Genomic DNA, 13,022 nt, shown 5'->3' with positions numbered 1-13,022 from the left:
CTAATATAACGTAAAATTATTAAATCAATATTTTCAGTGATTCCGCGCCCAGCAAGGTTTTCCTTGACTGGGCGTTTTATTATCTAATGCATTCCCCTGCATTATTGTTCTCCGGCATCTATAATAAAAATAAGTGATTATTACGATTACTTCTGATAAATCTATATTTCCATTTTGTACTTGAAGTAGCAGGGTTAGCAGCACCCACTTACCCGAGTCACTGGCTTAAATCAGTTCATTGGGGTTCGCATACTGTTGATCTTTAACGCCAATTGCTTTGGGGCAGAGTTAAAATAACTTGATTAATTTCTTGGGGGGCCTGTGACGCTTCAACACAAATTGGCGCAATTTCCGCGTTTGGATCTGGTCGGTAATGCCACGCCGTTGGAAAAACTATCGCGACTCTCCGATTATCTGGGACGTGAAATTTATATCAAACGTGATGATGTCACGCCGCTGGCGCTTGGGGGCAATAAGCTGCGTAAATTGGAGTTTTTAGCGGCGGATGCACTGAGGCAGGGCGCTGATACACTGATTACCGCTGGCGCTATCCAATCTAACCATGTGCGGCAAACGGCGGCGGTTGCTGCAAAATTGGGATTACATTGTGTTGCATTACTTGAGAATCCTATCGGTACCTCGCAGGAAAACTATCTGACCAATGGCAATCGATTGCTGCTGGATTTGTTTAATGTTGATGTGGTGATGTGCGATGGATTACATGATCCAAACCAACAATTGGCTGAGTTGGCAACCCGTATCGAGGCTCAGGGTTTTCGTCCATATGTTGTGCCAGTCGGGGGATCTAATGCTCTAGGTGCCTTGGGATATGTGCAATGCGCATTGGAAATTGCGGCTCAGTCGGCCGGGAATGTCACCTTTAGTTCGGTGGTTGTAGCTTCCGGTAGCGCGGGTACCCATGCAGGGCTGGCCGTGGGTTTACAGCAACTGTTACCCCAAGCAGAACTGATTGGCGTCACTGTCTCGCGTAAAGCACAAGAACAGCGCCCGAAAGTGACAGATATCCAGAAAACACTCGCCGAATCTCTTGGGTTCACTGACGCGTTGGCAGACATTACCCTGTGGGATGATTATTTCGCACCGCAATATGGCATGCCCAACGAAGAAGGGCTGGCGGCAATTGGGCTGTTGGCAAGGCAGGAGGGGATATTGTTGGATCCGGTTTATACCGGTAAGGCGATGGCTGGTTTACTGGATGGCCTCGAGCAGAACAAGTTTCGCGATGATGGCCCGATTTTGTTTATTCATACCGGCGGTGCACCTGCGCTATTTGCTTATCATCCGCAGGTGTAGTCTTTGGTTATTGCTTATTCCATTTATAGCTATCGTTATTAGTTTATATTCCTTTAATCCATTAAAAACACTGATAAAGTGTTGAATATCAAAAATAAACATGACAGTTGGAGTATGTATGGGCTTTTCAATTGTACGTCGTCGGATGGTCTTGGGTATGGTGGCAGTTGCGCTGGCAACAGGCCTGAATGTGAAATCTTACGCTGCGGGTGACCTGTTAGATCAGGTTAAGGATCGAGGAACTCTGATTGTCGGGTTGGAAGGAACTTATCCACCGTTTAGTTTCCAAGGTGAAGACGGCAAGCTTACGGGTTTTGAAGTGGATTTCGCCAATGCTCTGGCGCAGCATATGGGCGTCAAAGCAAAAATCACCCCGACCAAATGGGATGGTATGTTGGCCTCATTGGAATCTAAGCGTATTGATGTGGCGATTAACCAAGTTACCATTTCAGATGAGCGCAAGAAAAAATACGATTTCTCAACGCCTTATACAGTTTCGGGTATTCAGGTTCTGACCAAAAAAGGTAATGAAGGCAATTTCAACAAGCCTGAAGATCTGGTCGGCAAAAAAGTGGGTGTCGGGTTGGGCAGTAACTATGAGCAATGGTTACGTGAGAATCTAAAAGATGTTGATATTCGTACCTATGATGATGACCCAACTAAGTATCAAGATCTTCGTGTAGGTCGTACAGATGCTATTTTAGTTGACCGTTTAGCGGCATTGGATTTGGTGAAGAAAACCAATAACACTTTAGCGGCTGCAGGCCCGGCATTTGCCCGTCAGGAATCTGGTATAGCTTTGCGTAAGAACAACCCTGAGTTGTTAGCGGCTATCAACAAAGCCATTGCTGAAATGCAAGAAGACGGCACTTTGGCCAAGATTTCCGAAAAATATTTTGGCGCGGATGTCACTAAATAATGCAAGAAAGTATTCAATTGGTGCTGGATTCAGCACCATTTTTATTGAAAGGTGCTTGGTTTACCCTCCAGCTTAGTCTGGGGGGGATGTTCTTTGGTCTGGCATTAGGTTTTATGTTAGCCATGATGCGGTTATCTCGCTTCTTGCCCCTTTCACTTCTCTCTCGCTTTTACGTCTCCATTTTCCGTGGTACCCCATTAATTGCCCAACTGTTTATGATTTATTACGGTTTACCGCAATTTGGGATTGAGCTGGATCCTATGCCTGCCGCCTTGATTGGCTTATCACTCAATACCGCAGCTTATACATCAGAGACATTGCGAGCCGCTATTTCATCCATTGAGAAAGGGCAGTGGGAAGCCGCCGCCAGTATCGGGATGACGCGGTGGCAAACCCTCTATCGGGTGATATTACCGCAAGCTGGCCGTACTGCTTTGCCCCCGTTGGGTAACAGCTTTATCGGTTTAGTCAAAGACACTTCTCTGGCCGCGACTATCCAGGTTCCCGAACTTTTCCGACAAGCGCAATTGGTGACCTCCCGCACCTTGGAAGTTTTCACTATGTATCTGGCGGCCTCGCTGATTTATTGGATCATGGCAACAGTGTTGTCAGCATTACAAAATCGCTTGGAAGCGCATGTTAATCGTCAGGATCAGGAGTAACCATGAGTACCATCGACGTTAAAAAACTGACCAAACAGTTTAAAGGTCAACAGGTGCTGCACGGTATCTCACTTGAAGTGAATAGCGGTGAAGTGGTTGCGATCATTGGCCCGAGCGGCTCCGGTAAGACGACTCTGTTGCGTAGCATCAATCTGCTTGAGATCCCTGACTCTGGAATTATTCGCGTCGGTGATATAGAGATTGATGGCAGTATCCCTATTAGCAAGCAGCAGCGGCAAGTTCGGGCATTGCGGCAGAAAGTCGGGTTTGTCTTCCAGAGCTTCAATTTGTTTCCGCATCGTTCGGTGCTGGAAAATATTATTGAAGGGCCGGTTATCGTCAAAGGCGAAAAACGAGCAGAGGCTGAAAAACGTGCGCGTGAGTTGCTGGCAAAAGTTGGGTTAAGTGGCAAGGAAGACGCCTATCCTCGCCGCTTATCCGGCGGGCAGCAACAACGAGTAGCTATAGCACGAGCACTGGCGATGCAACCTCAGGTTATTCTGTTTGATGAACCGACATCTGCATTGGACCCGGAGCTGGTGGGCGAAGTATTAGGCACTATTCGCGCACTGGCAGAAGAAAAGCGGACGATGGTTATCGTCACTCATGAAATGAGTTTTGCTCGTGATGTGGCGGACCGCGTTATCTTTATGGACCACGGGCGCATTGTTGAACAAGGGCCAGCAAAAGAGCTGTTTGCTCATCCACAGCATGAACGTACGCGGCAGTTCCTTGATAAATTTTTGAATAATCGCTGATTAACCTGATTTCCAGCGAGACATGCCAAGTCATTGTGGGGGCAATCATCTAGCCCCCGTTTTGGTGATAGTTTTATTGATAATGGTTTTATTGGCAAGAATTCTAAAGGAAGGCCTCGAGTTTAAGGCGATAAGCTGTTGTTTTAACTTCTTTCATCCGCCCATGGCCCGGTAACACTTTTTGTTCAACAGTGACCAACCCGGCTTTTTTCAGAATAGCCACATCACGAGTGACGGCACTACGATCCCTTTTTAGGCGAGTAGAGAGGGAGGTGATAGAACCCGGATACATTTTCACTGTTCGTAGCAGAACAATCCGTGCGGCACTTAATACCCGCACCATCTCTAGCGGGTCTTCGAACGTAATGGTGTGCTCTTCCGGTAATGTTTGCCCCGCATCGGCGAGAGTAGCGAGTTTTTTGCCTCGTTTAAAAAAATCATCTTCCGTTGCTGTTTTGATGACTAGCTTGTCCATTAACTTCTCCTTAGTGAAGTCCAATCCTTTTGAAAGCAATCTTCTATCTGTTCAAAGCTGACAAAATCAACTGATTCAATTGCGCCCAAGTAATGGCGGTGATGAAAACCATGGGCATTGTCATAACCGATGACCCGACCATTATCACCTTGCGATAGACAGTGATTAATATAAGCCAAATTATAACGGGTGATGGTACCGAAACGGTCAACCCATATTTCACGGCGCAATTGACCATTTCCCCGTCGGCTAGCAATTTGATGCGTTTCATTGATAATTTTTTTATCAGCCATGAATATAATTATCACCTCTGAATGTTGTTGTACACAATATATTCACTAAGAAGAAAGCTAAGCGCATGTACCGCCCAGCGGTTTGTTTTAATTAATAATGGGTTAGACTCACTTAAGGACACAAGGGCGCTAGTTCAATGATGCAGGATATGACTGGAGAAAAAGAAGATGCTTGCAGTTTTGCACCCCGAATTGCGGGGACTCTCGGAAAAGATTCCGCTGGCGGTGTTATTGCTTAAGTCAAAAAATAAGGCCCCGAAGGGCCTTGGTAGATGAAACTCACTTATACATATTCATTACCTGAAAGCTTAGCCGATAGTCATCAAGCTGGCATTCCCACCCGCGGCTGCAGTATTGACACTCAATGAGTGCTCAATGAGCAAACGCTCTAGCAGGATATTGGTTTCACCGCGTGCAAAGCCTTGTACTGAGACAATTGGCCCATCAATTTGCGCTATCTGCTCGCATAAGGTGCGTAGTTGATCTGCATCTCCATGATAGATAACGGCATCAAAGGTGATGTTAGCTGTTTGCCAATCTTTCGCGAAAGTAATGCGTGATTTTACAACCGTGGGTAATGTGCGGAATAAGTCTTTTTGTAGCGTATTTTCCAGCCATAGCACTTCACTCCCGACCGCCAAAACTGCAGCCAATTGTGTCAGTGCATCCGCCTCTGTATCTGCCAGACACAGGATACGTTCACGAGGTAACAGGGCGTAGGTGTTTCGTTCACCGGTAGGCCCCGGTAATAGCCGGACAGTGCCGCCTTGTGCCAGCTCACCATAACGCGCAGCCAACTGAATTAATGCAGTATTCTGGTGCTCATTAGCCCATTTAGCCAGAGCATGATGGGCCGTTTGTAGTGCTTCACGGCCTAAGATATTTTGCACTTGCCCATTATCCTGATGAACAAGCGTGTTGATTACTGCATCTTCTGGCCGGCTACACAGGAGGCGATACAGATACAGTGGGCCACCGGCTTTAGGCCCCGTCCCGGAGAGGCCTTCACCGCCAAAAGGTTGGACGCCAACTACGGCCCCGACCATATTGCGGTTGACGTAGAGATTCCCCACTTTGGCTTTTTCAGTGACTTGAGTAATGGTTTCATCAATACGGGTATGAATACCTAACGTTAAACCATAACCAGAAGCATTAATTTGGTCGACTAGCGCACTGATATTTTGGCGCTGGAAGCGCACGACGTGCAGAACCGGGCCGAAAACTTCTTTTTGTAGCTCATCAAAGCTATCCAGTTCTATTAATGTCGGTTTGATAAAAGTCCCGCGCTGCCACTCTGTTTCGTCCAAACTATTGGCTCTGGCGGCTTGATACACTTTGCGCCCTTTAGCTCGCATTGCTTGAATATGTCGTTCAATACCCGCTTTGGCTTGCGTATCAATAACCGGCCCGATATCGGTAGACAGGCGCTCTGGGTTACCCATGCGGCATTCAGCCATGGCGCCCCGCAGCATTTGTAGCGTGTGCTCGGCAACATCATCCTGAATACAGAGGATCCGTAAGGCCGAGCAGCGCTGACCGGCGCTATCAAAGGCTGAGGCGACTACATCGGTCACCACTTGCTCAGTGAGCGCCGAGGAATCAACAATCATGGCATTCAAACCGCCAGTTTCGGCAATCAGCGGGGTTGGACGGCCTTGTGGATCGAGTCTGCCGGCGATGCTGCGTTGTAAAATAGCCGCCACTTCAGTTGAACCGGTAAACATCACGCCGCGCACGCGGGCATCATTAACTAAGGCTGCGCCGACACTATCACCCTGGCCGGGAAGCAATTGGAGCACACCTTGTGGGATACCGGCCTCCAGCAAGATACGCACTGCTTGAGCAGCAATCAGCGGGGTTTGCTCCGCCGGTTTTGCCAAAACACTATTACCAGCGGCTAATGCGGCAGCAACCTGACCGGTAAATATCGCCAGCGGGAAGTTCCACGGGCTGATGCAAACTACTGGGCCGAGTGGGCGGTGGCTATCATTGGAAAAGTTATCATGCACCATTCCGGCATAATAATGCAGGAAATCAACCGCCTCACGGACTTCTGCAATCGCGTTACTGAAGGTTTTACCGGCTTCACGCACCAGTATGCCCATCAGTGTTTGCATCTGATTTTCCATCAACTCGGCAGCACGCACTAAAATAGCGGCGCGCTCGACAGGGGGAGTGGCAAACCAAATCGCCCCGGCACTGGCGGCTGCATCCAATGCACGGCTGACTTCTGCATCGGTTGCTTCACGAACGTAGCCGACGATATCTGCCGGTTCTGCCGGGTTGATGATCGGCTGTTCCAATTTATTACCCTGTTCCGCGCCGCTATCAAGTTCTGCATTAATCAGCGGTTCTGCCCGCCACACTTGGCTCGCGCTGGCCAGCAGAGCGCTGGAAAGAGATGCCAAACGGTGCTCGTTCGCCAGATCCAAACCGCTGGAGTTAGCTCGTTTCTCGCCATACAACTCACGCGGTAAAGGAATGCGCGGGTGCGGTAAACCAAGTTGGCCTTCACTGGCTGCAATGGCTTCTACTGCACTGACCGGATCAGCCACTAGCTCATCCAGCGGCAGTGTGGCATCCGCAATGCGGTTGACAAATGAAGTATTGGCCCCGTTTTCCAACAGGCGGCGTACCAGATAAGCCAGCAAGGTTTCATGAGTACCAACCGGGGCATAAATGCGACATGGGCGGTTCAGCTTGCCCTCAGCAACTTTACCCACCACCTGCTCATACAGCGGTTCACCCATACCATGTAGGCATTGGAATTCGTATTGGCCGGGATAGTAGTTTTGTCCGGCCAGATGATAAATTGCAGATAAAGTATGTGCGTTGTGTGTCGCAAATTGTGGATAAATCAGGCTAGGGACGGCCAATAACTTACGCGCGCAGGCCAGATAAGAAACATCGGTATAAACCTTGCGGGTATAAACCGGATAACCTTCCAAACCATCCACTTGAGCGCGTTTTATTTCGCTGTCCCAATATGCCCCTTTGACCAGGCGAATCATCAGCCGGCGGCGGCTGCGCTGCGCCAGTTCAATCACTGCATCAATGGTGGCCGGGCAGCGTTTCTGGTAAGCCTGAATCACAAAACCGATACCATTCCAACCGGCCAATTTTGGCTCGAAGCAGAGTTTTTCCAGCAGATCGAGTGAAATTTCCAGACGATCGGCTTCTTCCGCGTCAATATTAATTCCAATGTCATATTGGCGGGCTTGTAAAGTCAGAGACAGCAAACGTGGGTAAAGCTCATCCATTACGCGCTCGTATTGGGCACGGCTATAGCGCGGGTGTAGGGCCGAAAGTTTGATTGAGATCCCCGGCCCCTCATAGATACCGCGGCCATTGGAGGCTTTGCCGATAGCATGAATAGCCTGCTGATAGGAGAGCAAATAGGCCTGAGCATCGGCTTCCGTCAGCGCCGCTTCCCCTAACATATCGTAAGAATAGCGGAACCCTTTATCTTCCAGTTTGCGCGCATTGGCTAAGGCTTCGGCGATAGTTTCACCGGTGACGAATTGCTCACCCATCAGGCGCATTGCCATATCTACGCCCTTGCGGATCAGCGGCTCCCCCCCTTTACCGATAATCCTATTTAATGAACTGGAAAGTTTGGTTTCATTATGAGTTGAGACCAAACGGCCGGTAAACAGTAAGCCCCAGGTCGCCGCATTGACAAACATGGACGGGCTACGGCCTAAGTGAGAGTGCCAATTGCCATTGCTGATTTTATCGCGGATCAGCGCATCACGAGTTGGTTTGTCAGGAATACGCAGCAGTGCTTCCGCAAGACACATCAATGCCACGCCCTCTTGGGACGACAGGGAAAACTCTTGCAGCAAACTTTGCACTATACCGGCACGACCATTAGCGCTTTTTTGATTTCTTAGTTTCTCAGCAATGGAATAAGCGAGTTGATGCGCTGCTTGGGCTAAATCTTCGGGTAAACGGGCCTGTTCCAATAACATAGGAATGGCTTCTGTTTCCGGGCGGCGGTAGGCCGCTGTAATGGCTGCTCGGGTAACGGATTGTGGCAACACTTGTTCGGCGAATTCTAAGAAAGGTTGATGATTATTCTCAGTAATTTGCGGCATAATATCGTCCGCTTCAGATGAAGAGGACGTCTGTGCCATTGGGAGTTCCGGTAATTCGCTGTTATTTTCCAGCCGCTCCAAATAGTTAAAAATGGCCTGTTTAATCAGCCAGTGTGGTGTGCGATCAACACGTTGTGCGGCGGCCTTAATTCGGTCGCGTGTTGCTTCGTCGAGCTTCACGCCCATTGTAGTGCTAGCCATACTGTCCGGCTCCTTAATCAGGGTGGTTAGTATTTTAATGCAAACAATATCAAGCATGTTGCAACTTTGTGCAACCGTGTTAAATCGGCTGTATAAGCGAAGTGTGAATTCAGTCTTGTTTTTAACAATTATCCGGTGATCCAGATTGTTCAAATATTAAGTAAAACTGTTGCTGGCACTAATAACAGTAGGTTTTTAGGGGGTTTACCTTAAGTATCACTCATTTTGTCGTGTTGGGTGTCACTACCAACAGGGCTTAATGTGACGCAGAGTGAAATTTTTGTAATAAATTTGTTTAAATTGTTGTGGCGGAAGAAAAGACTCAACTAGGATAGCAACTACAAGATAGCAACCGCAAGATAGCCATTTGCTAACGTGTAGTGTATTTCAGATTTTAGCGCCCATCTCTGGTGCAACTCAGTGTCACGTTCCGACAAACCAGAGAGAAAGCATGGTGCAGCCTTACAAGGCAAACACTCAATATCATGGGATATTAAAACGATAATATACAAAATGGAGATATAGCATGACCATGAATACACCGATGTTGGTGACTTTTTTAGTTTACATTGTTGGGATGATCCTCATTGGTCTTGTGGCTTATCGGGCGACCAAAAGCTTTGATGACTATATTCTAGGCGGGCGAAGTTTAGGGAGCGTGGTGACGGCATTGTCCGCTGGGGCTTCCGATATGAGCGGCTGGTTATTAATGGGATTACCGGGGGCTATCTTTTTGTCGGGTATATCCGAGAGCTGGATAGCTATAGGTTTGACCATTGGTGCTTATTTAAACTGGAAATTAGTGGCTGGCCGTTTACGGGTTCATACCGAAGCGAATAATAATGCTCTGACCTTACCGGACTATTTCACCAGTCGTTTTGAAGATAAAAGCAAGCTGTTACGGGTAATATCAGCCGTAGTTATTTTAGTCTTCTTTACTATTTATTGTGCTTCAGGAATCGTTGCCGGAGCGCGGTTATTCGAAAGCACTTTTGACATGAACTACAGCACCGCCTTGTGGGCAGGGGCTGCGGCTACTATCGCTTATACCTTTATTGGCGGTTTCCTGGCGGTCAGTTGGACTGATACTGTACAAGCGACATTGATGATTTTTGCGCTGATTCTGACCCCAATTATGGTGATCCTGGCTGTGGGGGGGATTGATACCTCAGTGATGGTTATTGCCGCGAAAAACCCTGCCAATATTGATATGTTCAAAGGGTTGAATCTGGTTGCTATCCTTTCTCTGCTGGGTTGGGGCTTGGGCTATTTTGGTCAGCCACATATTCTGGCGCGTTTTATGGCGGCAGACTCTCACCGCACTATTCGTAGCGCCCGCCGTATCAGTATGACCTGGATGATTCTGTGTTTGGCAGGGACTATTGCCGTGGGTTTCTTCGGGATTGCCTACTTCGAGAACAATCCGCAATACGCCGGAAGTGTGACTCAAAATGGTGAGCGCGTCTTTATTGAATTAGCCAAGTTGCTGTTCAATCCATGGATGGCCGGTATTTTGCTGTCTGCGATTTTGGCGGCGGTAATGAGTACGTTAAGCTGCCAATTATTGGTGTGCTCCAGTGCATTAACGGAAGATTTGTACAAAGCGTTTCTGCGTAAAAAAGCCAGCCAGAAAGAGTTGGTCTGGGTGGGGCGTGCCATGGTGTTGTTGGTGGCGTTAATTGCCATCGCATTAGCAGCGGACCCCGATAACCGGGTGCTTGGTCTGGTGAGTTATGCTTGGGCGGGCTTTGGTGCGGCCTTTGGGCCAGTGGTTCTAATTTCAGTCATGTGGCCACGGATGACCCGCAATGGTGCGTTGGTGGGGATGCTGGTCGGCGCAATTACGGTGATTGTTTGGAAGCAATATGCCTGGTTGGGTTTATACGAAATTATCCCCGGTTTCTTGTTCGCCAGTATCGCGATCCTAGTGGTGAGTTTACTGGGTAAAAGCCCGAGCAATGCGATGACCGAACGTTTTCGTCAGGCGGAAGCTGAGTTTAAAACTGTCTAAAAATAACTTTTATCTTTAATCCACATAGCCTCCTGCAAAACAGGGGGCTTTTTTATAGAAAATACCGCCTGGACTTCATTACTGCATTAATTTGTATCCTAATGAATTTATTTGCTATTTAACCCGCCAGAAACAACTTGCCACAGTTTGCTTAACAATATTCTTATTCCGCCTCTTGAATTTCTTTTTGCCAGAATGATAATCACTATCGTTTTACTTTTCTTTACGTTTATTGACGATGTTCTTAATCGCATATTTTCCTTACTGCCCACCTCAGGGGTGTTTAGCATGTTTGTCCCATTTCTTATTATGTTTCGTGAAGGGCTGGAGGCGGCGCTGATTGTCAGCTTGATCGCCAGTTATCTTAAACGTACTCAACGCGGTCAATGGATGGGGGCAGTATGGGTGGGGGTTATCACCGCCGCAGCACTTTGCCTGGCTATCGGTATATTTATTAATGAAACCACCGGTGAGTTCCCACAAAAACAACAAGAGCTGTTCGAAGGGATTATCGCCGTGGTGGCGGTTTGCATATTAACCTATATGGTTTTCTGGATGCGCAAAGTCTCTAAGTCAGTCAAAGTTCACTTAGAAGGGGCTATTGATAACGCCCTGAAATTTGATAGTAAAAAAGGCCGAGGCCAAGGATGGGCATTAGTCGCAATGGTCTTTTTTGCCGTGGCGCGCGAAGGTCTGGAGTCAGTTTTCTTTTTATTAGCTGCTTTTCAGCAGGATGTCGGAATTGGCGCACCCATCGGCGCAATATTGGGCCTGAGCTGCGCTATTTTGGTCGGTATAGCTATCTACTGGGGCGGCGTTAAATTACATCTGGCTAAATTCTTCAAATGGACCAGCCTGTTTATTCTGTTTGTGGCCGCTGGTCTTGCTGCTGGGGCGATAAGAGCCTTTCATGAAGCCGGCCTGTGGAACTATTTCCAAGATATCGCTTTTGACCTGACCAATGTGCTTTCAACACACTCTTTATTGGGCACCTTCCTCGAGGGCATGTTTGGCTATCAGGAAGCTCCTACCGTCAGTGAAGTCGCGGTCTACTTTATTTATTTGATTCCGGCATTGATTTTCTTTTTCCTTCCACCACGCGCCACGGCGACTTTAACCGTACCGGCTGCGCGGAAAACTAACCAATAATTCAGGGATTTATCACATGTCTAACCGGTTCTTCCGTCGCACAGCTCTACATGCCGCCTTACTGGCATTGCCTGTTTTCGCCATTAGCGCACAGGCTGCTGATATTCCTCAGGTTAAAATCACTGTCACTGATAAACAATGTGAGCCAATGGCGCTGTCTATCCCCGCCGGTAAAACACAGTTTATTGTTCACAATGCCAGCCCAAAAGGGTTGGAGTGGGAAATCCTGAAAGGGGTTATGGTGGTTGAAGAACGTGAGAATATCGCGCCAGGTTTTACCCAGAAAATGACTGCCAACCTGGAACCGGGTGAATACGATATGACCTGTGGTTTACTCAGTAACCCTAAAGGTAAATTGACCGTTACTGCTGGTTCTGACACTGCGACCAAGCCGGATGCCATGGCACTGGTGGGGCCGATTGCCGAGTATAAAGTGTATGTTATTCAAGAAGTGGCTCAGTTAGTCACTCAAACCAAAGCTTTCACTGATGCAGTGAAAAAAGGTGATTTGGCCTTAGCCCGTAAGCTCTACGCACCGACTCGTCAGCATTATGAGCGTATCGAACCGATTGCTGAATTGTTCTCTGATTTGGACGGCAGTATTGATGCCCGTGAAGACGATTTTGAACAGAAAGCGGCTGATCCAAAATTCACTGGTTTCCACCGTTTAGAAAAAATCCTATTTGGCGACAATACCACCAAAGGGGCTGATAAATTTGCTGACCAACTGTATCAAGACACGCTGGAACTGCAAAAACGTATTACCGGCCTAACATTTGCGCCGAACAAAGTCGTGGGTGGGGCTGCAGGTTTAATTGAAGAAGTGGCCGCCAGTAAAATCAGTGGTGAAGAAGATCGCTATAGCCGCACAGATTTGTGGGATTTCCAGGCAAACGTCGATGGCGCACAGAAAATTGTTAATCTGTTGCGGCCATTGCTGGAAAAAGCCGATAAACCATTATTGGATAAGATCGATGCCAACTTCGCCACAGTTGCTGGCATATTAGCGAAATACCGCACTAAAGATGGCTACGAATCCTACGAGAAGTTAACCGATGCAGATCGCAATGCGATGAAAGGGCCGATTACGGCACTGGCAGAAGACCTTGCTCAACTGCGTGGCGTATTGGGTCTGGATTGAGG

At 47.9% G+C, this 13,022-nt stretch carries 10 protein-coding genes; 7 read left to right on the top strand and 3 right to left on the bottom strand.

Annotated elements, in window-relative coordinates:
- Nucleotides 1-321 precede the first annotated feature (321 nt).
- The 4 genes from OVO64_RS19705 to tcyN all read left to right on the top strand — a co-directional run bounded on the left by OVO64_RS19705 (nt 322) and on the right by tcyN (nt 3,653).
- Nucleotides 322-1,314 carry a D-cysteine desulfhydrase gene (locus OVO64_RS19705; RefSeq protein WP_038633694.1) on the top strand — a complete coding sequence of 331 codons (993 nt, stop codon included), beginning with the start codon at nt 322-324 and terminating at the stop codon, nt 1,312-1,314.
- Between the two features lie 118 nt (nt 1,315-1,432).
- A complete protein-coding gene (gene tcyJ / locus OVO64_RS19700; protein ID WP_038633692.1) occupies nt 1,433-2,233 on the top strand; it encodes a cystine ABC transporter substrate-binding protein in 801 nt (266 codons plus the stop codon).
- Entirely contained in the window at nt 2,233-2,895 is a 663-nt protein-coding gene (tcyL, locus tag OVO64_RS19695; protein ID WP_032820934.1) for a cystine ABC transporter permease, read from the top strand. Before tcyJ ends, tcyL begins: the two co-directional genes overlap by 1 nt.
- A 2-nt stretch (nt 2,896-2,897) precedes the next feature.
- A complete protein-coding gene (gene tcyN, locus OVO64_RS19690; RefSeq protein WP_038633689.1) occupies nt 2,898-3,653 on the top strand; it encodes an L-cystine ABC transporter ATP-binding protein TcyN in 756 nt (251 codons plus the stop codon).
- 103 nt (nt 3,654-3,756) lie between these two features.
- On the opposite strand, the gene OVO64_RS19685 is transcribed toward tcyN, so the two are convergent.
- The 3 genes from OVO64_RS19685 to putA all read right to left on the bottom strand — a co-directional run bounded on the left by OVO64_RS19685 (nt 3,757) and on the right by putA (nt 8,719).
- On the bottom strand, nt 3,757-4,128 hold the full coding sequence (locus tag OVO64_RS19685) for a MarR family transcriptional regulator (RefSeq protein WP_038633687.1): 372 nt from the start codon (nt 4,126-4,128) through the stop codon (nt 3,757-3,759).
- Nucleotides 4,128-4,421: a toxin-antitoxin system TumE family protein gene (locus OVO64_RS19680; RefSeq protein ID WP_038633685.1), complete on the bottom strand. Its 294-nt coding sequence runs from the start codon at nt 4,419-4,421 to the stop codon at nt 4,128-4,130. Before OVO64_RS19680 ends, OVO64_RS19685 begins: the two co-directional genes overlap by 1 nt.
- Nucleotides 4,422-4,729: 308 nt before the next feature.
- Entirely contained in the window at nt 4,730-8,719 is a 3,990-nt protein-coding gene (gene putA, locus OVO64_RS19675; RefSeq protein WP_267248958.1) for a trifunctional transcriptional regulator/proline dehydrogenase/L-glutamate gamma-semialdehyde dehydrogenase, read from the bottom strand.
- Between the two features lie 526 nt (nt 8,720-9,245).
- Here putA and putP point away from each other — a divergent pair.
- The 3 genes from putP (at nt 9,246) to efeO (ending at nt 13,020) form a co-directional block, all read left to right on the top strand.
- Entirely contained in the window at nt 9,246-10,730 is a 1,485-nt protein-coding gene (gene putP / locus OVO64_RS19670; protein ID WP_038633681.1) for a sodium/proline symporter PutP, read from the top strand.
- A 288-nt stretch (nt 10,731-11,018) separates the two neighbouring features.
- Nucleotides 11,019-11,879: an iron uptake transporter permease EfeU gene (gene efeU, locus OVO64_RS19665; RefSeq protein ID WP_038633676.1), complete on the top strand. Its 861-nt coding sequence runs from the start codon at nt 11,019-11,021 to the stop codon at nt 11,877-11,879.
- A 16-nt stretch (nt 11,880-11,895) separates the two neighbouring features.
- Nucleotides 11,896-13,020, top strand: coding sequence for an iron uptake system protein EfeO (efeO, locus tag OVO64_RS19660; protein ID WP_038633674.1), 1,125 nt, complete (start codon nt 11,896-11,898; stop codon nt 13,018-13,020).
- Nucleotides 13,021-13,022: the final 2 nt, after the last annotated feature.

Origin of the sequence: Yersinia sp. Marseille-Q5920 (assembly GCF_946902935.1) — a bacterium.
In the GTDB taxonomy this organism is placed as follows: Bacteria; Pseudomonadota; Gammaproteobacteria; order Enterobacterales; family Enterobacteriaceae; genus Yersinia; species Yersinia rochesterensis.
The sequence above is the reverse complement of the archived record's forward strand: the minus strand, read 5'-3'. Positions and strand labels throughout refer to the sequence as shown.